Below are 24,528 nucleotides of genomic sequence, written 5' to 3'. Positions count from 1 at the left end.
GTGCCCATGTCCGCGAACCTTCCCCGCATCCTCGTGCCCGGAAAAATCAACGAACGGGTGCTGCAGCGGCTGCCCGAGATGTTCGACATCGTGCGGGTGGAGCGTCCGGACGCGAGTCTGGTGACGGCGGATATGGCTGACATCAAGGGTATTGCCGTCTCCGGGCGCGTGCCGGCCGATCTGATGGACGCGCTACCGGGCCTCGAAGTCATCGCCAATTTCGGCGTCGGCTATGACGGGGTCGACGTGACGCACGCGAGCGCCAAGGGCATAGCCGTTACCAACACGCCCGATGTGCTCAGCGAAGAGGTCGCCGATACGGCGATCGGCCTGTTGATCAATACCCTGCGCCTTTTGCCGCAGGCGGAGGAATGGCTGCGGCAGGGGCGCTGGGTGCGGGAAGGCGCCTTTCCGCTTTCACCGTTGTCGCTGCGCGGTCGCACGGTCGGGCTTTATGGCCTCGGGCGCATCGGACTGGCCATCGCCAAGCGGCTGGAAGCCTTTGGCGTTTCGGTCGCCTATCATACGCGCAGCCGGCGCGACGGCCTTGCCTATGCCTACCATCCGACGCTCGAAGGTCTTGCCGCGGCGGTCGACACGCTTGTCGTCATCGTTCCCGGAACGGATGCGACACGAAAGACGGTCGACGCCCGCGTGCTTTCGGCGCTTGGGAGCAACGGTGTGCTGATCAATGTCGGACGCGGCTCGACCGTCGACGAGGAAGCGCTGGTTGCCGCGCTCCAGGACGGCGTCATCGCCGGCGCGGGGCTCGACGTTTTCGACAATGAGCCACACGTGCCCGATGCGCTGCTGGCGCTAACGAACGTGTCGCTGCTGCCACATGTGGCCTCGGCCTCGGTCGTCACCCGCAACGCCATGGCGGATCTGGTGGTCGACAACCTCAAGGCCTGGTTTTCTTCCGGCAAGGCATTGACGCCGGTGCCGGAAACGCCTTTCGAACGACGGGCCCGTTAGGCGGCGATGCGGCGTGCGGCGTAGGTCCGCACGGCATCGCCGAAGGCCCTGAACAGGCTCGCCGACGGTGCGTCCGTGCGCACCCAGTATTCCGGATGCCATTGTACTCCGACGGCGAAGGCCTTGGCGCCGATCACCGAGACCGCCTCGATCGTGCCATCGTCGGCAACGGCTTCGACGGCAAGGCGCGGTGCGGCGGCGCCGATCGCCTGGCGATGCAGGGAATTGACGCGCAGGCGGCCGGCGCCCAGCACTGGCGCGAGACAGCTGCCTTCCTTGACGATGACATCCTGGCGGATGCCATAGGCGACGTCGAGTTCGGGAACGTCGGGCTTGCGGTGATCCCAGACACCAGGCTGTTCCTGGATTTCCGTCGCCAGCGTGCCGCCGAGCGCGACGTTGAGTTCCTGGATGCCGCGGCAGATGGCAAACAGCGGCACGCCGCGCTCGATCGCGCGGCGGATCAGAGGCAGGCTGGTGGCATCCCGGCCCGGATCGAAGGGGCCGTCGCTGTCCTTGGCCTCGCGGCCATAGAGCGAGGGATGCACATTGGACCGGGCGCCGCTTGCCAGAACGCCGTCGACGCGATCGAGGATCTCGTCGATATCGTTGCCGGTTTCGAGTGCGGGTATCAGGAAGGGCATGACACCGGCGCCTTCGACGGCGGCGCGAACATATTGATGGGCAACGACTTGCCAGACATTGCCGTCGAATTCGCGGAAATCGCAGGGGATGGCAACGACAGGTTTCGACATCATCAGGCTCCGTATATCGCTCGGAAAAGCCATGGCGCCAGTTGCGGTTCAAAGTCAACTGGCAAGCGCAGTGACGACGAGGCGGCTCGGTGGCCGGGTGTTGCCGGTGAAGGCGGCAGGAAGTGATGGTTATTTCTTCAGTTTTGGGTAACCAAAACCCAAGTGAATCGGTGGATATGATGTTTGCCAAGCAGAATTTGCTTAAATACAATGGCTGAAAGTAAAAGCTCTTTATGTCTATGAATGGTTGTAGAAAACATCGGGTGTCCTTTGGTTTCGCAATACTAGGTTGAGTTTGCGAAAAACTCGCACGGGGCACCGTTTGAATGTTGTAATACAAGGCTTCGAGGCGGCGCTTTCACGAAATCTTTCGTTAAATCATCGCCTCTAAAAATCCGGAAAACCGGAGCTATGGGTTCATGACGCGCAATGAACGGGGCGCTCTCCCGACAGATGTCTATCTGTCGTCTGTGAGTTCGCTCTACGAACATCGCAGGACTCTGCTGATCGGCATGCTCTCGCATGTCGTGACCTTCGTGCTCGTCTACTTCAAGACCTCCGACCCGCTCTACCTCATCTGCACCGCAGCCGTCATGGCGCTCTGGGTGCTGCGCAATCTCGACATGGCGCGCTTCGATCGCCAGGATTTTTCCAATGCCGACCGTGCCACGGTCAGAAAATGGGAGAACCGCTATATTCTCGGCGGCGTCAGCGTGACACTGACCTGCGGCATTGCCTGCGGCTACGCGATCGCCGTCAGTCGGGATTCCTTCGCGGAACTTGCCTGCATCTCCGTCACGCTCGCCTCGATGATCTCGCTCGTCGGGCGAAACTACGGTTCCGAACGCGCGGTCTTGCTGCTGTCCTCGTCGGCCTGCCTGCCGATCGTGATCGGGCTGATCACGCTGCGCGACCCGTTCATGCTGATCCTGGCGATCCTGATCCTGCCCTTCATCTTCTCGACCTGGATGATGGCCAACAATGTGCGCGCGTTCCTCTACGAAAACGTGCTGGCCGCGCGCGAGGTCGCAACGATCGCCGGACAGTTCGACGCGGCACTCAACAACATGACGCACGGGCTCTTGATGCTCGACCGGGACAACCGGATCGTCGTTGCCAACGAGCGTGCCTGCGCGCTCCTGATGCTCGGCGACAAGGCCGACCTTAGGGACCGCCTGCTCGACGATGTCGTGCGCCGCGGCGTCAGGCGCATGTCGCTCAGCGTCGACGACACGCGCGTGATTTCCCGTCAGCTCGACCTGTTGATCAAGGGCAAGAAGACCCAGGTGCTGGTACCGGTCACCGATGACCTGTTTCTCGAGTTTTCCGCCGGTCGGCACGAAAACGGCGAAGTCGTGCTGATTTTCGAGGACGTGACCGCGCGCGTTCAGGCCGACAGGCAGATCCTGCAGATGGTGCGCTTCGATACGCTGACCGACCTGCCGAGCCGCGACTACTTCACCGAGCTTGCACACACCGCGATGGCGCTGGAAGGCAGCCAGGACGTGGAGGTCGGGCTGATGGTGCTCGACGTCGCCGAGTTCAAGCACGTCAACGACATGCGCGGCCATATCGTCGGTGACCGGCTGCTGCAGGCCATTGCCGGCCGGCTGAAATCCCTCGTCGGCAACACCGCGATCGCCGCTCGCCTGATGGGCGACGAATTCGTCGTCTTCTTCCCGAACAGGATGCATCTGCCGGACCTCGAGGCGCAGATGCGCGCGGTCCATGCCGGATTGCGCGGCGCCTATCTGGCCGGTGGCTTCACCTTCAACATGACCATGAATGCCGGTGTGGTGATCGTGCCGAGCAGCGCCTTCCGGCTCGAAGAGTTGCAGATCAAGGCCGATCTCGCACTGTCGGAAGCCAAGGCGCGCAACAAGGGCGGTTGCACGGTCTTCGAAGACGAAATGGATGCCCGCTATCTCGACCGCCAGAAACTGAAGAGCGATCTGCGCGATGCGATCAATGCGAGCGCGCTGACGCTTTCCTACCAGCCGATGTTCACGCCGAACGGCGCGCGCCTCGAATGCTGCGAGGCGCTGGCGCGCTGGACACATCCCGAACGCGGCCCTGTGCCGCCGAACGTGTTCATTCAGCTTGCTGAGGAGCTTGGCCTCGTTACCGAAATCACCCGCTTCGTGCTGGAGCAGGCGTGCCGGGACTGCATGAGCTGGCCCGGCCACGTTTCCGTTTCGGTCAACCTGTCGGTGCTCGACCTGCGCAGCAACGACATCGTCACCGTCGTCAGGCGGACGCTTGCCGCCACCGGCCTCGATGCGTCGCGCCTGCATCTCGAAGTGACCGAAAGCTGCCTGATGGACGAGCCGGCCAAGGTGCAGGCAATTCTGGCCGAGCTGCGCGATAGCGGCATCACCATCGCCATCGACGATTTCGGCACCGGCTATTCCAGCCTCAGCTATCTCGACGTGCTGCCGGTGAGCATCATCAAGATCGACCGGTCTTTCGTGCGCAACATCCGTGAAGACACACGTCGCTTCAAACTCCTGCGCGGCACGGCCAATCTGGGGCGTGCACTTGGCCTGAAGATCATCGTCGAGGGCGTGGAAACGGCCGACCAGTTGCAGTTGATCAATGATTATCACTGCGCCGATCTGATACAGGGTTTTGTGTTCGCAGCGCCGATGCCGGCATCGGCAATCGAGGCGTTCTGCCAGAACGGTGTCCAGAAACCGGTCAATTCACCTTCGAGCAAGCGTATCGCCTGACGCCTGCGTCCGGTCGCCGACGGCGCCTTATTTCACCGCAAGATCATCTTTCGCCCTGCCATCGCCCGGATTGGCGCCGTGTGGTTGCATGCGCAACACTTCGTTAACCATGAAAATTTACGAAATATTAAGGTTAACAATAGGTTAATTCCAGGTTGTGCCATTTTGTTGTTGCTGCCGCCCGGGCCGTCAATAGTTTAACGCTTCGTTAACTATGAGGGTCGGAAAATGGGTGAAGGTCTTCACCGGGCGGAGCCTGGGAGTTTTTCTGAGAAGCTTATGCTTCTGCTCGATCGCGTCGAGTATCGACGGGTCGAGGCAGGCGAGGACATGGAGGATATCGCCCGGCTTCGCTACAAGGCGTACAAGGCCGTCAATCTGATGGAGCTGACCGGCTCGACCCTGATCGACGATCTCGATTTCGACAGCCACGCCCATGTCTTCGGCATCTACCTCGACGAGAACCTGGTCAGCACCGTGCGCGTCCACCACGTCACGCCTGAACACAGGGCGAGTACGTCCGGGCTGATCTTCGGTCCCGAGATCGACGTCTTTCTCGATGCCGGCATGGTCCTGGTCGATCCGGGCAGGTTGGCCGTCGATCCCGATGTCACCGGCGACGAGATGCGGGCGCTTCCCTATCTGACGCTGCGCCCGGTGGCGATGGCGTGCGAATACTTCACCGCCGACCGGTGCCTTACGGCCTGCCGGCCGCGGCATGCAGCGTTCTACAAGCGCATCTTCGCGTCCGAGACGGTCGTCGCCAAGCGCGAGAACCTTGGCGTCTACAACGCCGATGGCGCGCTTCTGGTCGCGCAGGTGAGGGGACAGCGGCCCTCGATCCTCGACCGATACCCGATCTTCGATTCCGAGCCGTTCGAGCGTCGCCTGATGTTTGCGGATCGCCAAGAGGTTCCGTTCGCCCCGCTGACAATCCTGCCGACGGCGCGCATGGCGCAAAACGGTTCCGGCCGTTCCTATCGCACATCCGTATTCCGCTGATGGCTGTCTACAGTCGGCTGGCGGTTGGCTGAAACCGTGCGATCGCGACGCGCGTCACGGGCGCGCGGCATATCGCCTCAGGCAACCGGACGCGGCAGTGGGTTTTCGTTGCGCCCGGGGCCGGCATTGTGTATGGGCAGCTAATAGGCTTGCGCGCGCTTTTGCGCCGGGGCCATTGGTGGATCAAGGTTGAAGGGCGGCGACGGCAGACGGTCGTGCCGCAGCATTCTGGGAGAATTGGACGATGGCTGAGCATCATTCTGGACCGGTCGAAATGGGTGCTCCCATGGATTATGCGGAACACGAGAAGACCTACGATTACTTCCTCAGTGCCACGAAATACGGCACGATGTTCTGCGTCGTCCTGCTGATTGCCATGGCGGCCTTCTTCTTCACCACGATGGGCTTCTTCTCCTCGCTGGTGCTGTTCATCCTTCTCAACGTCGCCGGTTTCTTCTTCCTTCGTTAATCGGCATCGCCGACACGACTAGCCACGGACGGGCCGGGGAGGCCCGCCCTTGGCTACCTGCCGGACCGGATGTCCGGATGAAAGCCGCACGGCATCGACTGGGAGCGTCGATCGTCTTGCCTGAGGCTCATGAATGTTCGCAGCGCCTTGACGTGTTCGTTCCAGAACGCGCGGCGCATTATCCTCACCGCGTGAGGGGGAGTGGAGGGCAGGCCTTGCCTGTCTCCAGGGGAATGTGTGCTTTGCACATGGGAGGGCGCCTGCTCGTTTGAGCGGCCGCTTTGCAGTCGGACAGGATGCCCGCATTCCAGCCTTGGCTCGATTGCGGCCAGGGAGGGGACTTGTGAGCGAAATTGTCTTTATCGCCAAGGAAACGGATCCGAACGAGGGTCGCGTCGCGGCATCGCCGGATAGCGTGAAGAAACTGAAAGGGCTCGGCTTCGACGTCGTCGTCGAGGCCGGCGCCGGGTTTCTGTCTCGTATTCCGGATGCGGAATACGAGAAGGTCGGCGCCAGGATCGGCACCGTTGCCGATGCGGGGACGGCGGACGTCGTCCTGAGAGTACGCCGGCCAACGAGCGGCGAAATTGCCGGCTACAAGTCCGACACGATCGTCATCGCGATCATGGATCCCTATGGCAACGAGGATGCGGTCGCCGAAATGGCCAAGGCCGGTCTTTCCGCCTTCGCCATGGAACTGATGCCGCGCATCACCCGAGCCCAGTCGATGGACGTGCTGTCGAGCCAGGCAAACCTTGCCGGCTACCAGGCCGTGATCGATGCAGCGTACGAATACGACCGGGCGCTGCCGATGATGATGACGGCTGCAGGAACGGTTCCCGCCGCGAAGGTCTTCGTCATGGGTGCCGGCGTCGCCGGCCTGCAGGCGATCGCGACGGCTCGCCGTCTCGGCGCCGTTGTGTCGGCAACCGATGTGCGGCCGGCCTCCAAGGAGCAGGTGGCCTCGCTCGGCGCCAAGTTCATCGCCGTCGAGGATGAGGAATTCAAGGCGGCCGAAACCGCCGGCGGTTACGCCAAGGAAATGTCCAAGGAATACCAGGCGAAACAGGCAGCGCTTGTTGCCGAACACATCGCCAAGCAGGACATCGTCGTCACCACGGCGTTGATCCCCGGCCGTGCGGCGCCGCGGCTCGTCACGCGCGAGATGCTCAAGAGCATGAAGCCCGGTTCGGTCGTGGTTGATCTCGCCATCGAACGGGGCGGCAATGTCGAAGGTGCTGAGCCCGGCAAGGTCGCCGACGTCGAAGGCGTCAAGGTCGTCGGCCATCTCAACGTGCCCGGCCGGATCGCCGCATCCGCCTCCGGCCTCTATGCCAAGAACCTCGTGACCTTCCTGGAGACCATGGTCTCCAAGGAAACCAAGGCGCTGGCGCTCAACATGGAGGACGAGCTTGTCAAGGCGACGGCGCTCACCCATGGCGGCGCCATCGTCAACGCGAATTTCGAGCCGAAGAAGAAGGGGGATCTTTGATGGCCAACGAAGCATTGGAAAAAGCGCTCGATGCACTCGACAAGGCGGTTGCGGCCGTCCAGCAGGCAGCGCTGAACCTGCCCGAAACCGCCGACGCAGCCGGTGCATTGGCGCATGGCGCAACTGGCGGCGCGATCGACCCGTTCGTCTTTCGCCTGGCGATCTTCGTGCTGTCGATCTTCGTCGGCTACTACGTCGTCTGGTCGGTGACGCCGGCCCTGCACACGCCGTTGATGGCCGTCACCAACGCGATTTCGTCGGTCATCGTCGTCGGCGCTCTGCTCGCCGTCGGCATCTCGGCCTCGGGGCTTGCGACCGGTTTCGGCTTCATCGCGCTGGTGCTTGCCTCGGTCAATATCTTTGGCGGCTTCCTGGTCACCCAGCGCATGCTTGCCATGTACAAGAAAAAAGACAAGTGAGGCCGGCCGATGAACGCTAACTTCGCAGCCTTCCTCTATCTCGTCTCGGGCGTGCTCTTCATCATGGCGCTGCGCGGCCTGTCGCACCCGGCCACCAGCCGCAAGGGCAACACCTACGGCATGGTCGGCATGGGCATTGCCATCGTCACCACGCTGCTTCTGGCCAAGCCCACCTTCGGCGGTTTCCTGTTGATCGTGCTCGGCCTTGCCATCGGCGGCGGTGCGGGCGCGGTGATCGCCCGGCGCATTGCCATGACGTCGATGCCGCAGCTTGTCGCCGCTTTCCACTCGCTCGTGGGTCTGGCGGCCGTCATGGTCGCCGCCGCGGCGATGTATGCGCCCGAAAGCTTCGGCATCGGCACCCTCGGCGACATTCACGCCCAGGCGCTGGTCGAGATGTCGCTCGGCGTCGCCATCGGTGCGATCACCTTTACCGGGTCGATCATCGCCTTCCTGAAGCTCGACGGACGCATGTCCGGCAAGCCGATCATGCTGAGCGGCCGTCACGTCGTTAACGCGGGCCTGGCGATCGCCCTCGTCGTGCTGGTGATCCTGCTGGTCGTCACCCAGAGCACGACGGTGTTCTGGCTGATCGTCCTGCTGTCGCTGGCGCTCGGCGTCCTGATCATCATCCCGATCGGCGGCGCCGACATGCCGGTGGTCGTGTCGATGCTCAACTCCTATTCGGGTTGGGCAGCGGCCGGCATCGGCTTCACGCTCGGCAATCTGGCGCTGATTATCACCGGTGCGCTCGTCGGCTCGTCCGGTGCGATCCTGTCCTACATCATGTGCAAGGGCATGAACCGTTCGTTCATCTCGGTCATCCTGGGCGGCTTCGGTGGGGAGGCGGCGGCAGCCAGCGTCGACGACGGCGTCCAGCGCACCGTCAAGCAGGGTGCTGCCGACGATGCGGCCTTCCTGATGGCCAACGCCTCCAAGGTGATCATCGTTCCGGGTTACGGCATGGCCGTTGCCCAGGCGCAGCATGCACTGCGCGAACTCGGCGACCAGCTGAAGGCCGCAGGCGTCGACGTGAAATACGCGATCCACCCGGTTGCCGGCCGTATGCCCGGCCATATGAACGTTCTGCTTGCGGAAGCCAACGTTCCCTATGACGAGGTGTTCGAGCTCGAAGACATCAACTCGGAATTCGCCCAGGCGGATGTCGCCTATGTCATCGGCGCCAACGACGTTACCAACCCTGCCGCGCGCGACGACCCGTCCTCGCCGATCTACGGCATGCCGATCCTCGATGTCGACAAGGCCAAGACCTGCCTGTTCGTCAAGCGTTCGCTCGGCTCCGGCTATGCCGGCATCGACAACACGCTGTTCTACAAGGACGGCACGATGATGCTGCTCGGCGACGCCAAGAAGGTGACCGAGGACATCGTCAAGGCGCTGCACGCCTGACGGCAGAGGCCAAGGCTCGCATGGAAACGCCCGCCTATTGGCGGGCGTTTTCGTTGCGTGCGTCGAACTGCCGGTGAAGCAGGCATGCTGTGGAGGGGTCGGCCTCCCCGACAGCTCGACGCCTGTCGGCGAGGATCATCCCGCCGGCATTGCGTGAGGGGCCGCGCCGTCAGCTCGCAGGCGCGAGCGTCAGTTCGTCGACGCCGATTGCGATGTTCAGGCCTTCCTGAACCTGTACGTTGACCGGCTGCAGCATGAAGGCCTTGTTGGTGCCGCCACCGATCACCTTGGCGCCGCCGCCGACGGCGAGGCTGGCATCGGCGCCGATGCCGTAATACTCGCCGGCAAGGGCATGTGCAGTCACGGGCGTGCCGGTCTTGGCCAGCACATCCCAGACCATGGTGCTCTTGCCGGTCTTGCCGATGTCGATGCCGATCTTGCGAATGGTACCGGCATAACTTGCCTTCGGCGCGCCGTTGGCCGGGGTGAAGGTGCACAGGAGGTTCTTCGTCGAAGTGAGGATCATGCCCGTGCCGCCGTCGGAGCCGCAGACGAGGCGGCCGAGCGCGACATAGTTCTGGGCTGCGGACGGGCCGGCGCTAAGGGCTGCCAGGGCCAGCGTCGCAATGATGGTCTTCTTGATCATGGGTCACTCTCCGTTGTCATTCCGTGGGGCAAACGGATGGTGGCCGGGAAGGTTCCCTTCGTCGCGGATGAAGCGATCGGCGCAACGGGCAAACGAAAACGCCCGCGACGTGGTCGCGGGCGTTGAAGAGGGAGGGCAGTCTTGCCTGTTACGAGGCTTTCACCCGGGCGAGGCCCGCGCGCGCCGGCTCGTATTTCGGGTCGAGCTGCAGGGCGTGCGAGTAGGACTTCGAGGCCTTCACCTTGTCGCCCTTGCGCTCATAGACGAGAGCCTGGTTCGCCCAGGATTCGGCAACCTTGCCGTCGAGCGTGATGGCGGTGTTGAAGTCGGAGAAGGCGTTGTCGTCATCGCCCTGGGCGACGTAGGAAATGCCGCGGCCGTTATAGGGTTCCGGCGAGCTCGGCGACAGCGAGATCGCGGTCGAGAAGTCTTCGATCGCCTGGCCGTGCTGGTTGCGCGCCTGGTAGATCAGGCCGCGATTGTGGTAGGCGCGCGGGTCGGTGGTGTCGAGCTGGATCGCCTTGTTGAAATCGTTGAAGGCGGAATCGAGCTGGCCGGCCTGGCGGTAGAGATTGCCGCGGCCAATATAGGCCACGTCGTAGTTGGCGTTCAGCTGCAGCGCCATGTTGTAGTCGGCAAGGGCCGCCTGGGTGTTGCCCATGTTGCGATGAACGAGCGCCCGGTTGGCAAAGGCCTGGTAGAAACGCGGGTTCAGCTGGATCGCCTGGTCGAAATCGGCGATGGCGCGGCGGTACTCGCCGGCACGGCCATAGGCAGAACCGCGAACGTTGTAGCCTTCCGGATCGCTCGGATTGGAGGCGATCACGCTCGATAGCGAGGCGATATTGCCCTGCGAGCCCTGTTCGCGCTCCACCTTGGCCATCGATTCCGGTCCTTCGGTCTGGCAACCCGCGAGAAGCAGGGCCGATCCGAGAAGCAGCATGGCGGCAAGCTTCGGCTTGCGCTGGTGGCGGCGGCGCGCCTCTTGGGTGGTGAAACCGGCGACGTCCGCAGTCATGGCAGCAAGTGTCAAAGGTCGATCCCTCAATGCGACTAGGTCCGAAAGCCATCGGCTTCCCGTTAACGGAGACCGGCGAAATTCGCGGGGCTCCACAGCCGAGGCTAACTGAGCCTGCGGCAAACCGTCCGGCGTCAAGCGCCGCACCGGCCACCGTTGCCGGCTGCGATTGTCACGCTAGCCCGACGACGGAAAAGATGTCCATACCAAAAGAAAGGCGGCGGCGATATTTCGCCCCCGCCCGACTTAGATCGAAAAGCGTCGAAAAATCGACAAATTAACGGGCAACGAGGCCTTCGCGCTGTGCGCGCTTGCGTGCCAGCTTGCGGACGCGGCGAACGGCTTCAGCCTTTTCGCGGGCGCGCTTCTGGGACGGCTTTTCGTAGAAATCACGCATCTTCATTTCGCGGAAAATGCCTTCGCGCTGCATCTTCTTCTTGAGAGCGCGGAGCGCCTGATCAACATTGTTATCGCGGACAAGTACCTGCACGTGAAATCCCGTTCCTTTGGTTGTTTCGAGTTGATGCCTCACGTCAGGTGTCGGAGGCAAAAAAAGCTACGTTCGCTGAGCTGAAAGCTCGACGATTGAAGGTGCGGATACCAGATCATCGGCGGAAAGTCCAGCGAGGACATCAGGCCGTGCTGAAAAATCCGCAACCGCGGCCAGGCATGTGTATCATCACGCCGCAGATGGCGCGACGCGGCGATGTCGCAACTGCGCGCAAGTCCGCGCGTTTGCGTCGCAAAAGAAACGTTGCGTGGGCGCCGGATTTGCGATTTCTAACGCCAACGAGAATGATCACCGGGGTTCATGGAGTAACAGGCGGATGCGCAAATATTCAGTTTTTGCCGTGGCGCGCGAGGCTTTGCGCGGCCACAAGGGATGGGGGCCGCAATGGGCCTCGCCCGAGCCCCGCAAGGACTATGATGTGATCATCATCGGCGGCGGCGGCCACGGTCTGGGTGCTGCCTACTACCTCGCCAAGGAGCACGGCATCACCAATGTCGCGGTGCTCGAAAAGGGCTGGATCGGCGGCGGCAACACCGGCCGAAACACCACGATCATCCGGTCCAACTATCTCTATGAAGAGAGCATGGACATCTACGAGCACTCGCTGAAGCTCTGGGAGAACCTGTCGCAGGATCTGAACTACAACGTCATGTATTCACCGCGCGGCGTTATGATGCTGTCGCACAACATCCACGACCAGCAGTCGTTCAAGCGTCACATCAATGCCAATCGCCTCTACGGCATCGACAACGAGTGGCTGACGCCGGAGCAGGCCAAGGCCTATTGCCCGCCGCTCGACATCGCCAAGAACGCCCGCTACCCGATCAACGGCGCAGCTCTCCAGCGGCGCGGCGGCACGGCCCGCCACGATGCGGTTGCCTGGGGTTATGCCCGTGGCGCGTCCGATCGCGGCGTGCACATCATCCAGAACTGCGAGGTCACGGGTATCCGCCGCGACGAGAACGGCCATGTGACCGGCGTCGACACCAATCGCGGCTTCATCGGCACGAAAAAGATCGGCGTGTCCGCTGCCGGTCACTCCTCGGTGCTGATGGAAATGGCAGGCGTGCGCGTGCCGCTGCAGAGCCAGCCGCTGCAGGCGCTGGTGTCGGAGCCGTTGAAGCCGATCTTCCCCTGCGTCGTCATGTCGAATTCGGTGCACGCCTATATCTCGCAGTCCGACAAGGGCGAATTCGTCATCGGCGCGGGCACGGACCAGTACAATTCCTACTCCCAGACGGGCGGCCTGCAGATCATCACCCACACGCTGGATGCGATCTGCGAACTCTTCCCGATGTTCCGTCGCGTCAAGATGATGCGGCAATGGGGCGGCATCGTCGACGTCACGCAGGATCGTTCGCCGATCCAGGGCGTTACACCGGTTCCGGGCCTGTTCCTGAACGCGGGCTGGGGCACGGGCGGCTTCAAGGCGACGCCGGGTTCGGCCAACCTCTTTGCCCATCTGATCGCAAAGGGCGAACCGCACCGGCTTTCCGCCGGACTGACGCTTGACCGTTTCCGCACCGGCCGACTGATCGACGAGGCGGCCGCTGCCGCCGTTGCGCACTGATTGCCAAGGATTTCGAGATGCTTCTGATCTATTGCCCCTATTGCGAGGAAGAGCGCTCCGAGCTCGAATTCCGCGGCGCCGGCGACGCTCATATCGCGCGTCCCGACAACATCGCCGACATCACGGACGAGGAATTCGAGGAGTACTTCTTCCTGCGTCAGAACCCCAAGGGTCTGATCTTCGAGCGCTGGCGCCATATCCACGGCTGCGGCCGGTTCTTCAACGCCGCGCGCGATACGGTCAGCGACCGGTTTTACACCACCTACAAGGCGGGCGAACCCAAGCCCGACGTGGCCGCCATTCTGAACGGCGAGCGGGACAAGGGAGCGGCACGATGAGCGGCACCAATCGTATCGCAGGTGCCGGACGCCTGACGCCGGCGCGCACTGCCCGCTTCACCTTCGACGGACGCACGCTGACGGCCCTTGAAGGCGACACGGTCGCCTCGGCCCTGCTTGCCAACGGCATTCACCTCGTTGGGCGCTCGTTCAAATACCACCGTCCGCGCGGCATTCTTTCGGCCGGTGCCGAAGAGCCGAACGCGCTGCTCGACGTTTCGCGCGACGCGGCCCGCCGCCAGCCGAACGTGCGCGCCACGGTGCAGGAAGTCTTCGACGGCATGAAGGTTGAATCACAGAACCGCTGGCCGTCGCTCGCCTTCGACGTCGGCGGCTTCAACGATCTCCTGTCGCCATTTTTTGCCGCCGGCTTCTATTACAAGACCTTCATGTGGCCGAAGGCTGCCTGGCACGCGATCTACGAACCCTTCATCCGGCGTGCCGCCGGCCTCGGCGTGGCGCCGACGGAAGCGGATCCGGACCACTATGCCAGCCGCTATGCCCATTGCGATGTCCTCGTCATCGGCGCCGGCGTCGCCGGCCTTTCGGCAGCGCTTGCCGCGGCCAAGGCGGGTGCCAAGGTGATCCTCTGCGACGAGCAGCCAGATGTCGGCGGGGCGCTGCGCTATGAACGCGGCACGACGATCGACGGCAAGGATGGCTGGGACTGGGCGCAGGCGACCGCCAGGACGCTTGCGGCGATGGACAACGTCACGGTGCTGACGCGCACCACCGGCTTTGGCTACTACAACCACAATTTCGTCGGCCTCGTCGAAAGGGTGACGGACCATCTGCCGGCGCTCGACAAGGCACTGCCGCGCGAGCGGCTGTGGCAGGTGCGGGCCAAGAAAGTGATCCTCGCCAACGGCTCGATCGAACGCCACATGGTGTTCGCCAACAACGACCGTCCGGGCATCATGCTCGCCTCTGCCGGCCGTACCTATCTCAATCACTATGGTGTTGCCGTCGGCTCGAAGGTCGGCGTCTACACGGCCCACGATTCCGCCTATGAAGCTGCCTTCGACCTGAAGCGCGCCGGCGTTGCCGTCCCTGCTATCGTCGATTGCCGCGATAACCCGGGCGAAGCGGTGCTTGCGGAAGCCCGCCGCCTCGGGATCGAGGTGCTGACCGGCCACTCCGTCGTCAATGCCGGCGGCAAGTTGCGCGTATCGTCGATCAGCGTCGCCCGCAATGGCGGCGGATCGGCGCGCAAGATCGCGGTTGATGCGCTGCTGGTTTCCTCCGGCTGGACGCCGTCGGTGCATCTATTCTCGCAATCGCGCGGCAAGGTGAAGTTCGATGCGCAAACGCAGCGCTTCCTGCCCGGCACCTATCTGCAGGATTGCCTGTCGATCGGCGCATGCAACGGCACCGACGACCTGCAGGCAACGATCGACGAGGCGCTCGCCGCCGGTGAGCTGACCGCGCGTGCGGCCGGCGCCGAGGGCGGCACCCAGGTGACGCTGCACGGCGACAACGCCTATGGCTGGACCGGGGGCATGATCGGGGCGGCCGAAGGCGCCGGGTCCGACACCAGCGTCAAGGCCTTCATCGACTTCCAGCACGATGTCTGCGCCAAGGATATCCGGCTTGCGGTGCGCGAGGGCATGCAGTCGATCGAGCATATCAAGCGCTTTACCACCAACGGCATGGCGTCGGACCAGGGCAAGCTGTCCAACATGCATGGCCTTGCGATTGCCGCAGAAGCACTCGGCAAGGACATTCCGCAGGTGGGGCTGACAACTTTCCGCCAGCCCTATACGCCGGTCACCTTTGGCGCGATCGTCAATCATTCGCGTGGGAACCTGTTCGATCCCGCGCGCAAGACGCCCGTTCATGCCTGGGAAGAGGCGCAAGGTGCTGCGTTCGAGGATGTCGGCAACTGGAAACGCGCCTGGTTCTACCCGAAGGCGGGCGAGGGCATGCACGAGGCGGTGGCGCGCGAATGCAAGACCGTGCGCGAGGTCGCCGGCCTGTTCGACGCCTCGACGCTCGGCAAGATCGAGGTGGTCGGCCCGGATGCGGCTCAGTTCCTCAACCTGATGTACACCAACGCCTGGGACACGCTGAAACCCGGCCGCTGCCGCTACGGCATCATGCTGCGCGACGACGGCTTCGTCTATGACGACGGCGTTGTCGGCAGGCTCGCCGAGGACCGCTTCCACGTGACGACCACCACCGGCGGTGCGCCGCGGGTGATGAACCACATGGAAGACTACCTGCAGACGGAGTTCCCACACCTGAAGGTCTGGCTTACGTCGACGACCGAACAATGGGCCGTCATCGCCGTCCAGGGTCCGAAGGCGCGCGAGATCATCGCGCCGCTGGTCGAGGGCATCGATCTTACCAACGAAGCCTTCCCGCATATGAGCGTGGCCGAGGGCAAGATCTGCGGTGTGCCGACCCGGCTGTTCCGCATGTCGTTCACCGGCGAGCTCGGCTTCGAGGTCAACGTGCCGGCCGACTACGGCCAGGCGGTCTGGGAAGCGATCTGGGAACGGGCAGAGCCGATGGGCGCCTGCGCCTACGGCACCGAGACCATGCACGTGCTGCGCGCCGAGAAGGGCTATATCATCGTCGGCCAGGACACCGACGGGACGCTCACACCCGACGACGCGGCGCTGTCCTGGGCCGTCTCGAAGAAGAAGACCGATTTCGTCGGCATTCGCGGCCTCAAGCGACCGGATCTGGTCAAGGAGGGTCGCAAGCAGCTCGTAGGCCTCCTCACGAAGGATCCGACCGTCGTGCTGGAGGAGGGCGCACAGATCGTCGCCGATCCGAACCAGCCGAAGCCGATGACGATGCTCGGCCATGTGACGTCGTCCTACTGGTCGGAAAACTGCGGTCGCTCGATCGCGCTTGCCGTCGTTGCCGGCGGCCGCGCCCGCCTCGGCCAGACACTCTACGTGCCGATGGCCGACAGGACGATCGCCGTCGAGGTGAGCGACATGGTGTTCTTTGACAAGGAAGGGGGTCGCCTCCATGGCTGATCTGGCAACTGCAACCCGCAAGGCGGCTCTGACCGCGCGCGGCGGGTTTACCGACGTGATCCTGACGCCGGCACCGGCCGCTTCGCGGCTGTCGCTCAGGGCCGGCACCGATGCGCTTGCCGGTCTTTCGGCGGCGCTGGGTGTGACCTTGCCGAGCAGGCCGAAGACTTCGGCTTCAAGTGGCAAGCGCCATGCGCTCTGGCTCGGCCCGGACGAATGGCTTGTCATCGACGAGAGCGAAGCCGACCTGATGGCGGCTTCGGCCACCAGCGGCACGCTGCATTCGGCGGTCGACGTTTCCCATCGCAACGTTGCCGTCATCGTCAGCGGACCCGGTGCGGAGGTGGCCATCAACAGCGGCTGCCCGCAGGACCTGTCGCTGGCGATCTTTCCTGTTGGCGCCTGCTCGCGCACGATCCTCGGCAAGGTGGAAATCGTGCTCCTGCGCATCGCCGAGGACACGTTCCGCGTCGAATGCTGGCGGTCGTTTTCGCCCTACGTCTTCGGCATGCTGTCGGAAGGGGCGGCGGACGCCGGCCACTAGCATCGACAACGTGCAGCAGGGGCTTGGCGGTCTCATAGGCCGATCGTCAGGCACCGATGCGACCTTGCCCCCGGCGACCTCCGGCGGCTAAGCTGTCCCCCGATACAAGCGGGAGGATAGGTTGAAAACACGCGCAGCCGTGCTCAGGCACGCCCCGGTCGAGCGGCCCTATGCACGGTCGCGGCCGCTCTCCATCGAGACGGTCGATCTCGACCCGCCTGGTCCCGACGAGTTGCTGGTGCGCATCGGCGCGGCCGGCCTCTGCCATTCCGATCTTTCCGTCATCAACGGCGACAGGCCGCGCCCGGTGCCGATGGCGCTCGGCCACGAGGCGGCGGGAACGGTCGAGGCCGTCGGCAGCGCGGTCAGCGACCTCAAGCCCGGCGACCGGGTGGTGATGAGTTTCATGCCGAGTTGCGGTCATTGCCTGCCCTGCGCCGAAGGCCGCCCGGCGCTGTGCCTTCCCGGCGCCGAGGCCAACGGCCGGGGAACGCTGCTTTCAGGCGCACGCCGGATCCACTGCGACGGCGTTCCGGTCCACCACCATCTCGGCGTATCCGGCTTTGCCGAGCACGCGGTGGTGTCGCGTCGTTCAGCCGTCAAGGTGGACGCCGATCTGCCGCTGGTCGAGGCAGCGCTTTTCGGTTGCGCGGTGCTGACCGGCGTCGGGGCCATCGTCAATACCTGCCGGGTTCAGCCGGGCCAGTCGGTGGCAATCGTCGGCCTCGGCGGTGTCGGGCTTGCCGCGGTTCTCGGAGCGGTCGCGTCCGGGGCGGAGCGGGTGGTGGCGATTGATCTGAGCAAGGACAAGCTGGCGCTGGCGCGCTCGCTCGGTGCGACCGACACATTCGTCGCCACCGCTCCTGACGTGGCCGAGACGATCCGCGAGGCGACATCGGGCGGTGTCGACCATGCGCTGGAGGCGGCAGGCTCCGTCAAGGCGTTCGAGCTTGCCTATCGCATCACCCGTCGCGGCGGGGCGACGGCTTCGGCTGGCCTTGCGCATCCGTCGAGCCAGATCGCCATTCCGGCGGTCAGCCTTGTTGCCGAAGAGCGCACGCTTCGCGGCAGCTACATGGGAAGCTGCGTGCCGAGCCGCGACATTCCGCGCTATATCGGGCTCTACAGACGCGGCAAGTTGCCGGTCGACAGGCTGTTGTCGAGCACGGGACCGCTCGAGGAGATCAACGAGGCCTTCGACCTGCTCGACCAGGGCAAGGTCATCCGCCACGTCATCGTATTTTGATCAGGTTTAGAGCGACCTTTTCGCGTTCATACGAACGCACGGCGCTCTAGTCGGCGTCGAAACGAAGATACCAATAGAGCGCAACCTCGCGCGTGTCCGGGGTGAGCGCCGTATAGAGATAGCGGTCGTAGCCGGCCAGCTCGAAACCGTATCGTGCGTAGAAACGGCAGGCTGCAACATTGTTGGACTGGGTTTCGAGGCGAAGTCCCGCCAGGCTGTGGTCTCTTGCCCATTGCACGGCCCTGTCCATCATCGCCACGGCGACGCCGGCACGGCGCGCCGAGGCATCGACGGCGATATCATCGATCTCGGCGTAGCCGTTCCAACTAATGGACAATGCGATGTAGCCGAGCATCCGGTCCGCTTCACGCACAACGAAGAGCGCGGCATCATCATCGCTCGCCGCTTCCATCAGTTCGACGGGGTTCGTGTGGTAGGTCTTTCGGTAGGCTTCCAGTTCCCTGATGCCGCCGAGCCCTGGCCCGTCAAACGGTGGCAGAACCTCCGCCGTGACTTCGAAGGAAAAATCGCATGCCGCAAAGTCCGGGACAAAGCGGCCGTCGGCCGGCTCGACGATCATCGCGTCGATTTCCCCGCCCAGGTGCAAGCTGGGTCGTGCAGGTGTTGTCGGGCTGCCCTTGCCTCAGGCATCGGCCGGGCGGTCCTTCGGATCGAACTGGATGATCGTCTGCCAGGTGGCGGTCAGCGCCGGTTTGCGTTCGCCTTCGATCTCGACGCTGACATCGTAGGTGATCATCAGCATGCTGGCGCCACGGAAGCGCGCGTCGGACATGGTAAAGTGCCCTCGCACACGCTTGCCGGTCTTGACCGGTGCCACGAAGCGCACCTTCTCGAAGCCGTAGTTGATGCCCAACGTCTGTTCGCGGATCTTCGGCAGGCAGCTGTAGTTCATCGCCGACAACAGCGACAGCGACAGGAAGCCATGGGCGATCGTGCCACCGAACGGCGTCTCGGCGGCGGCGCGCACCGGGTCGACGTGGATATACTGGTAGTCGCCGGTTGCCTCGGCGAATTTGTCGATCATGTCCTGCGTCACCGTGATCCAGTCGGAGACGCCGATCTCGGTGCCGACGCGCGGCATGATGTCGGTAAGTGAAATATCCTTCAGCATGTGACTGTCCTGAAAGTGGCCCCCGCCGAATCTATAGGCCTGCTGGGTGATGTCTAGCAAGTGGTCGGAATGGTTCAGAAATTCTCGACGAAGAAGGAAACCGAGCGCGCGGGCACGAAGGTCGGCGGCGGCTTGGCGGAAAGCGCATCCTGCCAGCGGCCGTCGAGGCTTTCGGGAAGGTGGAACGGGTGTGGCGCGTGGCTGCGATTGACGATGACGGCAAGCCGCGTTGGTCGCTTCCTGCTGCCGTCGCGGGTCGCAAGCACCATCATCAGGTTGTCGGTTGCCGGGTGCTCCCAATCCGTTGCCGCCATCCTGTGGCCGTCGAGGCGCAACCAGTCGACATCGCCGTTGCCGGTGAAGAAGGTGGTCTCGCCGAAGACATGGAAGCGCTTTCTGAGTGCCGACAGCGCCGCGGTGTGGGCAACCAGCCTCTCGTCCATGGCGTCCCAGTCGATCCAGGTGATGGCATTGTCCTGGCAATAGGCATTGTTGTTGCCCCGTTGCGTGCGCCCGCCCTCGTCGCCGGCGGTCAGCATGATCGTGCCGCGTGAGGCAAACAGAGTGCCGATCAGAGCCATGACGTCGTGCCGGCGGGCGGCCACGATCTCGGGGTCGGCGGTCTCGCCCTCGGCGCCGTTGTTCCAGGAATGGTTCTCGTTGTGACCGTCGCGGTTCTCCTCGCCGTTGGCCTCGTTGTGCTTGCCGGCATAGGCAACGATGTCGGCAAGGGTGAAGCCATCATGGGCGGCGATGAAGTTGACCGTCCGGGTGCCGGCGTCGCCCCAGCGGGCGAAGGTGTCGGACGAGCCGGCGAGCGCTGTCGCAAGCGCGCCGATCACATGCCGGTCGCCGCGCCAGTAAAGCCTGACGTCGTCGCGGGCCCGGTCGTTCCATTCGAGAAAGGGCGCTGGAAAATTGCCGAGCTGATAGCCGCCGGGGCCGATATCCCAGGGTTCGGCGATCAGGATGCGATCGGCAAGCACGGGATCGGCGTGGATGGCTGCAAACAGCGGCGCGTCGCGGTGGAAGCCGGTCATGTCGCGCCCGAGGATCGAGGCGAGATCGAAGCGGAAGCCGTCGACCCCGGTCGCCAGCACGAAATGGCGCAGGCTGTCGAGGATCAGCGCCTGTACGACCGGATGGTCGCAGGCAATCGTGTTGCCGCAACCGGTGTCGTTGATGAGATCGCCGGGCCTGTCGGTGACGTGGCGATAGTAGGCAAGGTTGTCGAGCCCGCGCATCGAGAGCGTGGTGCCGAGCCGGTCGCTTTCGCCGGAATGATTGAAGACCAGATCTAGGATGACGCCAATGCCGGCCTTGCGCAGCGCCTCGACCGTCTGGCGAAGCTCCTTGACCCCGCCCGGCACCAGCCTGGGATCGAGCGCCATCGGCGCGATCGGATTGTAGCCCCAGCCGTTCGAGAGCCCGAGCGGCGGCAGGTGGCGCTCGTCGATCCAGGCGACGATCGGCATCAGTTCGACGGCGGAAACGCCAAGTCGCTTCAGATGCGCGATGATGGCGGGCTCGGCAAGTGCTGCGACCGTACCGCAATTGGCCTCGGGAATGTCCTGGCGCAAGGCCGTGAATGGCTTGACCGCGATCTCGTAGATCAGCCCGCCTGTCTTGAAGATCGGCGGCTTCGGCTTGGCGGTCTTGATGTCTGTGACGATCGCCTTCGGCACGAGGTCTGCGGTGTCCTCTCCGAATATGGTGAGCCTCGGATCGTGCCGGAACGGCCGGTCGAGTTCGATGGCGTAGGGGTCGACCAGCAGCTTCGACGGATCGAACCAGAGACCGTGATCGGGCGAATAGACGCCGTCGGCGCGAAAGCCGTAGCGGGTCCCTTTCGGCGCGTCGGCAACCAACAGGCTGTGCACGTCGCCGTTACGCGTCATCGGTAGCTGCTGTAGCGCCTTTCCGCCCGCCTTATCGAACAGGCAGAGGTCGATACGTGCGGCATTGCGCGACCAGACGGCAAAGCGCGTACCGTCGGATGTCAGGGTAGCGCCGAGGGGTGGCAGTGCAGCGGTCGGCATCAATCAGGCACCCCTCGGTTTTTGCAACGCCACGTGTCAAAGATGACGCGCAAGGACGCTGTAACGCTTCAAGTCTGCTGCCCCGTTTCTAGATCGAGCCCGATCCAAAGAACTGGGCAGCAGCAATGTCGGGTCTTGGAGCGCCCCGATGGGCCGCTCCGTCAGGTGATGACGCTTGGCTCGGTACGGCCCGTGCGGGTCTTTATGCCAGCGATCTCGTCGGCGACGAGGATGAGGTCGGCAAGCGCCTCCTGGGTGTCGATATCGTGACGGGCCGGATCCGGTTCGAAACGCTCGATATAGACGCGCAGCGTCGCGCCCGAAGTGCCGGTGCCCGACAGGCGGAAGACCACGCGCGAACCGCCTTCGAACAGGATGCGGATGCCCTGGTTCTTGCTGACGGAGTGGTCGACCGGGTCGTTGTACGCAAAGTCGTCCGCCGTCGCGACCTTGAGCGCCCCGAAGGACTTTCCAGGCAGGGTCGCGAGCTGGTCGCGAAGCGCGGCCACCAGGCCGTTGGCGGCATCGCTGTCCACTTCCTCGTAGTCGTGGCGCGAATAGTAGTTGCGGCCGTAGGTCGCCCAGTGATCTCGGGCGATGTCGAGCGCGCTTTCCTTGCGCACGGCCAGGATGTTGAGCCAGAGCAGAACCGCCCAGAGGCCGTCCTTTTCGCGCACGTGGTTGGAGCCGGTGCCCGCACTTTCCTCGCCGCAGATCGTCGCCATGCCCTCATCGAGAAGGTTGCCGAAGAACTTCCAGCCGGTCGGCGTCTCGTAGAGGCCGATGCCGAGCTTTTCGGCGACCCGGTCGGCAGCCCCACTCGTCGGCATCGAACGGGCGATGCCGGCGAGACCCTTGGCATAGCCCGGCGCCAGATGCGCGTTGGCCGCCAGCATCGCCAGGCTGTCGGACGGGGTGATGAAGATGCCGCGGCCGATGACGAGGTTGCGGTCCCCGTCGCCGTCGGAGGCCGCACCGAAATCGGGTGCGTCGGGCGCCATCATCGTCTCGTAGAGCGCGCGGGCATGCACGAGGTTCGGATCCGGATGGTGGCCGCCGAAGTCCGGCAGCGGAATGAAGTTCATCACCGAGCCCTTCGGCGCGCCGAGGCGCTTTTCGATGATCTCCTTGGCGTAAGGACCGGTGACCGCGCTCATCGCGTCGAAGACGACGCGGAAGCCGCCGGCGATCAGCTTGCGGATGGCGTCGAAGTCGAACAGGCTTTCCATCAGCGCGGCGTAGTCGGCGACGGGGTCGATGACCGTGACCGTCATGCCGTCGATCTCCTGCGTGCCCTCGGCGTCGAGGTTGACGTCGGCGACGTCGGAGATCTTGTAGGTGTCGATCACCTGGCTGCGGGCATAGATCGCATCGGTGACCTTTTCCGGCGCCGGGCCGCCATTGCCGATATTGTACTTGATGCCGAAGTCTTCGGTCGGGCCGCCGGGATTGTGGCTGGCCGAAAGCACGATGCCGCCGAAGGCCTGGTACTTGCGGATGACGTTGGATGCGGCAGGCGTCGACAGGATGCCGCCGCGGCCGACGAGCACTCGACCGAAGCCGTTGGCCGCCGCCATCTTGATGGCGATCTGGATGACCTCACGGTTGTAGTAGCGGCCGTCGCCGCCGATCACCAGGGTCTGGCCGGAAAAGCCTTCGAGTGCGTCGAAGATCGACTGGATGAAGTTCTCGGCATAGTTCTTCTGCTGGAACACCGGAACCTTCTTGCGCAGGCCCGAGGTGCCGGGCTTCTGGTCGCCATAGGGCGTGGTGGTGACTGTTCTTATCATTGTGTTTTAGCCTTTCCCGAGAAGACCGGAATATAGAGAGACGTAACGCTCGGCGCTTCTTGCCCAGGATACGTCCGATTTCATGCCCTGGGTCTGCACACGCGCCCAGACTTTCGGATCGTTGTATGCACGGAAGACGCGCCGGATCGCAAGACGCAACCCGTCGGTGTTGACCGGTGTGAACTGGAAACCGGTCGCGACCTTGGCCGACAACCCGGCTTCGTTCGCGTCGATGATGGTATCGGCGAGACCGCCGGTGCGCGCGACGACCGGTACGCAGCCGTAACGCAGACCGTAAAGCTGGGTCAGCCCGCAAGGCTCGAAGCGCGACGGGATGAGGATCGCGTCCGATCCCGCCTGCATCAGGTGCGAGAGCGGCTCGTTATATCCGGTGACCATGCCGACATGGCCGCGATGGCGCGAGGCGGCGGCAAGCAGCGCGCCCTCGAGCGCGGCATCGCCGGAGCCGAGAACGATGAGCTTGCCGCCCATCGCCACGATCTCGTCGGTAACTTCGGCCAAAAGGTCCATGCCCTTCTGCCAGGTGAGCCGGCTGATGACGCAGAAGATCGGGCCGGTGCCCTGTTCGAGGCCGAAGCGTTGTTCGAGCGCCCGCCGGTTGGCGCCGCGCTGCTTCAAGGTCGTGGCGGTGAAATGCTGGGCAATCAACGGGTCGCTTGCCGGATTCCAGACGTCGGCGTCGATGCCGTTTACGATGCCGGAAAGATCGGAAAGCCTGCTCTTCAGCAGGCCCTCGAGGCCCATTCCGAATTCCGGCGTCAGGATCTCCTGCGCATAGGACGGGCTGACGGTGGTGATCGCGTTCGCCGTCTGCAGGCCGCCCTTGAGGAAGCCGACATCACCGTAATATTCGACGAACTGCATCGAGAAGGCTTCCGGCGGCAGCGCCAGTTCGGCAAAGACCTCCGGTCCGAACTGGCCCTGGAAGGCGATGTTGTGGATGGTCATGACCGTCGGCGTCGCGGCGGCGCGGCCAAAGCGCATGTAGACCGGGGTCAGCGCCGTCTGCCAGTCGTGCACATGGACGATATCGGGCTTGAAGCCGGCGACGACATCGCCGGCGGCGATCTCGGCCGCGGCCAGCGACAGCGCGGCGAAGCGGCGGAAGTTGTCGACATAGTCGCGGCCGGTCGCGTCGATGTACGGACCGCCGTCGCGCTCGTAGAGTGCGGGCAGATCGAGCACCAGAAGGTCGAGCCCGTCGAGGTCGGCGGCCAGAACCGAGGCCGGGCTGCCGAACAGGTTGGCGAAACTGCCGACCTTTTTTTTCTTCTTCAGTTTCTGCAGCACCGCGGGATAGCCCGGCACCAGAGTGCGGGTGCGGATACCGTGCGGCGACAGTGCGGCCGGCAGGGCGCCGACGACATCGGCAAGCCCCCCGGTCTTGACCAGCGGATACACTTCGGACGCAACGGAAAGGATGTTCATCAAC

21 protein-coding genes are annotated in these 24,528 nt (G+C 63.8%); 12 read left to right on the top strand and 9 right to left on the bottom strand.

Annotated elements, in window-relative coordinates; translation table 11 throughout:
• The first annotated feature begins 6 nt into the window (after positions 1-6).
• On the top strand, positions 7-975 hold the full coding sequence (locus tag RTP54_RS27230) for a 2-hydroxyacid dehydrogenase (RefSeq protein WP_112807579.1): 969 nt from the start codon (positions 7-9) through the stop codon (positions 973-975).
• On the opposite strand, the gene RTP54_RS27225 is transcribed toward RTP54_RS27230, so the two are convergent.
• The gene (locus RTP54_RS27225) at positions 972-1,730 is read right to left on the bottom strand and encodes a gamma-glutamyl-gamma-aminobutyrate hydrolase family protein (protein WP_312366866.1); all 759 of its coding nucleotides are present in this window, start codon (positions 1,728-1,730) and stop codon (positions 972-974) included. The two genes, RTP54_RS27230 and RTP54_RS27225, sit on opposite strands and share 4 nt — an antisense overlap.
• A 419-nt stretch (positions 1,731-2,149) precedes the next feature.
• Here RTP54_RS27225 and RTP54_RS27220 point away from each other — a divergent pair, with 419 nt between their 5' ends.
• From RTP54_RS27220 to RTP54_RS27195, 6 genes are all read left to right on the top strand, one after another.
• A complete protein-coding gene (locus tag RTP54_RS27220) occupies positions 2,150-4,459 on the top strand; it encodes a putative bifunctional diguanylate cyclase/phosphodiesterase (RefSeq protein WP_112817119.1) in 2,310 nt (769 codons plus the stop codon).
• Between the two features lie 279 nt (positions 4,460-4,738).
• Positions 4,739-5,461: an N-acyl amino acid synthase FeeM domain-containing protein gene (locus RTP54_RS27215; RefSeq protein WP_312366863.1), complete on the top strand. Its 723-nt coding sequence runs from the start codon at positions 4,739-4,741 to the stop codon at positions 5,459-5,461.
• A 244-nt stretch (positions 5,462-5,705) separates the two neighbouring features.
• Positions 5,706-5,930, top strand: coding sequence for an aa3-type cytochrome c oxidase subunit IV (locus RTP54_RS27210; protein WP_112807573.1), 225 nt, complete (start codon positions 5,706-5,708; stop codon positions 5,928-5,930).
• Positions 5,931-6,273: 343 nt separating this feature from the next.
• On the top strand, positions 6,274-7,422 hold the full coding sequence (locus tag RTP54_RS27205) for a Re/Si-specific NAD(P)(+) transhydrogenase subunit alpha (RefSeq protein ID WP_312366862.1): 1,149 nt from the start codon (positions 6,274-6,276) through the stop codon (positions 7,420-7,422).
• Positions 7,422-7,841 carry a proton-translocating transhydrogenase family protein gene (locus tag RTP54_RS27200; RefSeq protein WP_112807569.1) on the top strand — a complete coding sequence of 140 codons (420 nt, stop codon included), beginning with the start codon at positions 7,422-7,424 and terminating at the stop codon, positions 7,839-7,841. Before RTP54_RS27205 ends, RTP54_RS27200 begins: the two co-directional genes overlap by 1 nt.
• 9 nt (positions 7,842-7,850) lie before the next feature.
• Positions 7,851-9,251 carry an NAD(P)(+) transhydrogenase (Re/Si-specific) subunit beta gene (locus tag RTP54_RS27195; RefSeq protein ID WP_112807567.1) on the top strand — a complete coding sequence of 467 codons (1,401 nt, stop codon included), beginning with the start codon at positions 7,851-7,853 and terminating at the stop codon, positions 9,249-9,251.
• A gap of 169 nt (positions 9,252-9,420) precedes the next feature.
• Here RTP54_RS27195 and RTP54_RS27190 read toward each other — a convergent pair whose 3' ends face one another.
• From RTP54_RS27190 to rpsU, 3 genes are all read right to left on the bottom strand, one after another.
• Entirely contained in the window at positions 9,421-9,897 is a 477-nt protein-coding gene (locus tag RTP54_RS27190; protein ID WP_112807565.1) for a DUF992 domain-containing protein, read from the bottom strand.
• Positions 9,898-10,045: 148 nt separating this feature from the next.
• A complete protein-coding gene (locus RTP54_RS27185; RefSeq protein WP_112807563.1) occupies positions 10,046-10,930 on the bottom strand; it encodes a tetratricopeptide repeat protein in 885 nt (294 codons plus the stop codon).
• Positions 10,931-11,192: 262 nt separating this feature from the next.
• Positions 11,193-11,405 carry a 30S ribosomal protein S21 gene (gene rpsU / locus RTP54_RS27180; RefSeq protein WP_025424858.1) on the bottom strand — a complete coding sequence of 71 codons (213 nt, stop codon included), beginning with the start codon at positions 11,403-11,405 and terminating at the stop codon, positions 11,193-11,195.
• A gap of 337 nt (positions 11,406-11,742) precedes the next feature.
• Here rpsU and RTP54_RS27175 point away from each other — a divergent pair, with 337 nt between their 5' ends.
• From RTP54_RS27175 to RTP54_RS27155, 5 genes are all read left to right on the top strand, one after another.
• The gene (locus RTP54_RS27175; protein WP_312366855.1) at positions 11,743-12,996 is read left to right on the top strand and encodes a sarcosine oxidase subunit beta family protein; all 1,254 of its coding nucleotides are present in this window, start codon (positions 11,743-11,745) and stop codon (positions 12,994-12,996) included.
• Between the two features lie 17 nt (positions 12,997-13,013).
• On the top strand, positions 13,014-13,334 hold the full coding sequence (locus tag RTP54_RS27170) for a sarcosine oxidase subunit delta (protein ID WP_112807559.1): 321 nt from the start codon (positions 13,014-13,016) through the stop codon (positions 13,332-13,334).
• Positions 13,331-16,324, top strand: coding sequence for a sarcosine oxidase subunit alpha (locus RTP54_RS27165; RefSeq protein ID WP_312366852.1), 2,994 nt, complete (start codon positions 13,331-13,333; stop codon positions 16,322-16,324). Before RTP54_RS27170 ends, RTP54_RS27165 begins: the two co-directional genes overlap by 4 nt.
• Positions 16,317-16,868, top strand: coding sequence for a sarcosine oxidase subunit gamma family protein (soxG, locus tag RTP54_RS27160; protein ID WP_112833920.1), 552 nt, complete (start codon positions 16,317-16,319; stop codon positions 16,866-16,868). The genes RTP54_RS27165 and soxG overlap by 8 nt, the downstream gene beginning before the upstream one ends.
• A gap of 121 nt (positions 16,869-16,989) precedes the next feature.
• Positions 16,990-18,114 carry a zinc-dependent alcohol dehydrogenase family protein gene (locus RTP54_RS27155; protein ID WP_312366850.1) on the top strand — a complete coding sequence of 375 codons (1,125 nt, stop codon included), beginning with the start codon at positions 16,990-16,992 and terminating at the stop codon, positions 18,112-18,114.
• 46 nt (positions 18,115-18,160) lie between these two features.
• On the opposite strand, the gene RTP54_RS27150 is transcribed toward RTP54_RS27155, so the two are convergent.
• The 5 genes from RTP54_RS27150 to glgA form a co-directional block, all read right to left on the bottom strand.
• On the bottom strand, positions 18,161-18,694 hold the full coding sequence (locus RTP54_RS27150) for a GNAT family N-acetyltransferase (RefSeq protein WP_312366849.1): 534 nt from the start codon (positions 18,692-18,694) through the stop codon (positions 18,161-18,163).
• Positions 18,695-18,757: 63 nt separating this feature from the next.
• On the bottom strand, positions 18,758-19,246 hold the full coding sequence (locus RTP54_RS27145) for a MaoC family dehydratase (protein ID WP_112807551.1): 489 nt from the start codon (positions 19,244-19,246) through the stop codon (positions 18,758-18,760).
• A 74-nt stretch (positions 19,247-19,320) separates the two neighbouring features.
• Positions 19,321-21,285, bottom strand: a complete 1,965-nt coding sequence (glgX, locus tag RTP54_RS27140; RefSeq protein WP_312366846.1) for a glycogen debranching protein GlgX — start codon at positions 21,283-21,285, stop codon at positions 19,321-19,323.
• A gap of 161 nt (positions 21,286-21,446) precedes the next feature.
• Positions 21,447-23,075, bottom strand: coding sequence for an alpha-D-glucose phosphate-specific phosphoglucomutase (locus RTP54_RS27135; RefSeq protein WP_112817111.1), 1,629 nt, complete (start codon positions 23,073-23,075; stop codon positions 21,447-21,449).
• A gap of 6 nt (positions 23,076-23,081) precedes the next feature.
• Entirely contained in the window at positions 23,082-24,524 is a 1,443-nt protein-coding gene (glgA, locus tag RTP54_RS27130; protein WP_312366844.1) for a glycogen synthase GlgA, read from the bottom strand.
• Positions 24,525-24,528 lie beyond the last annotated feature (4 nt).

The organism is Ensifer sp., assembly GCF_031989085.1.
Lineage (GTDB): Bacteria > Pseudomonadota > Alphaproteobacteria > Rhizobiales > Rhizobiaceae > Ensifer.
Note: the sequence above shows the minus strand (reverse complement) of the source record. Positions and strands in the feature narration are given on the sequence as shown.

What these genes read in the sequence shown, in the direction of transcription:
- RTP54_RS27230 (WP_112807579.1), top strand. Translation starts at nt 7, where the DNA reads ATGTCCGCGAACCTTCCCCGCATCCTCGTGCCCGGAAAAATCAACGAA.
- RTP54_RS27225 (WP_312366866.1), bottom strand. Translation starts at nt 1,730, where the DNA reads ATGTCGAAACCTGTCGTTGCCATCCCCTGCGATTTCCGCGAATTCGAC.
- RTP54_RS27220 (WP_112817119.1), top strand. Translation starts at nt 2,150, where the DNA reads ATGACGCGCAATGAACGGGGCGCTCTCCCGACAGATGTCTATCTGTCG.
- RTP54_RS27215 (WP_312366863.1), top strand. Translation starts at nt 4,739, where the DNA reads ATGCTTCTGCTCGATCGCGTCGAGTATCGACGGGTCGAGGCAGGCGAG.
- RTP54_RS27210 (WP_112807573.1), top strand. Translation starts at nt 5,706, where the DNA reads ATGGCTGAGCATCATTCTGGACCGGTCGAAATGGGTGCTCCCATGGAT.
- RTP54_RS27200 (WP_112807569.1), top strand. Translation starts at nt 7,422, where the DNA reads ATGGCCAACGAAGCATTGGAAAAAGCGCTCGATGCACTCGACAAGGCG.
- RTP54_RS27195 (WP_112807567.1), top strand. Translation starts at nt 7,851, where the DNA reads ATGAACGCTAACTTCGCAGCCTTCCTCTATCTCGTCTCGGGCGTGCTC.
- RTP54_RS27190 (WP_112807565.1), bottom strand. Translation starts at nt 9,897, where the DNA reads ATGATCAAGAAGACCATCATTGCGACGCTGGCCCTGGCAGCCCTTAGC.
- RTP54_RS27175 (WP_312366855.1), top strand. Translation starts at nt 11,743, where the DNA reads ATGCGCAAATATTCAGTTTTTGCCGTGGCGCGCGAGGCTTTGCGCGGC.
- RTP54_RS27170 (WP_112807559.1), top strand. Translation starts at nt 13,014, where the DNA reads ATGCTTCTGATCTATTGCCCCTATTGCGAGGAAGAGCGCTCCGAGCTC.
- RTP54_RS27165 (WP_312366852.1), top strand. Translation starts at nt 13,331, where the DNA reads ATGAGCGGCACCAATCGTATCGCAGGTGCCGGACGCCTGACGCCGGCG.
- soxG (WP_112833920.1), top strand. Translation starts at nt 16,317, where the DNA reads ATGGCTGATCTGGCAACTGCAACCCGCAAGGCGGCTCTGACCGCGCGC.
- RTP54_RS27150 (WP_312366849.1), bottom strand. Translation starts at nt 18,694, where the DNA reads ATGATCGTCGAGCCGGCCGACGGCCGCTTTGTCCCGGACTTTGCGGCA.
- RTP54_RS27145 (WP_112807551.1), bottom strand. Translation starts at nt 19,246, where the DNA reads ATGCTGAAGGATATTTCACTTACCGACATCATGCCGCGCGTCGGCACC.
- glgX (WP_312366846.1), bottom strand. Translation starts at nt 21,285, where the DNA reads ATGCCGACCGCTGCACTGCCACCCCTCGGCGCTACCCTGACATCCGAC.
- RTP54_RS27135 (WP_112817111.1), bottom strand. Translation starts at nt 23,075, where the DNA reads ATGATAAGAACAGTCACCACCACGCCCTATGGCGACCAGAAGCCCGGC.
- glgA (WP_312366844.1), bottom strand. Translation starts at nt 24,524, where the DNA reads ATGAACATCCTTTCCGTTGCGTCCGAAGTGTATCCGCTGGTCAAGACC.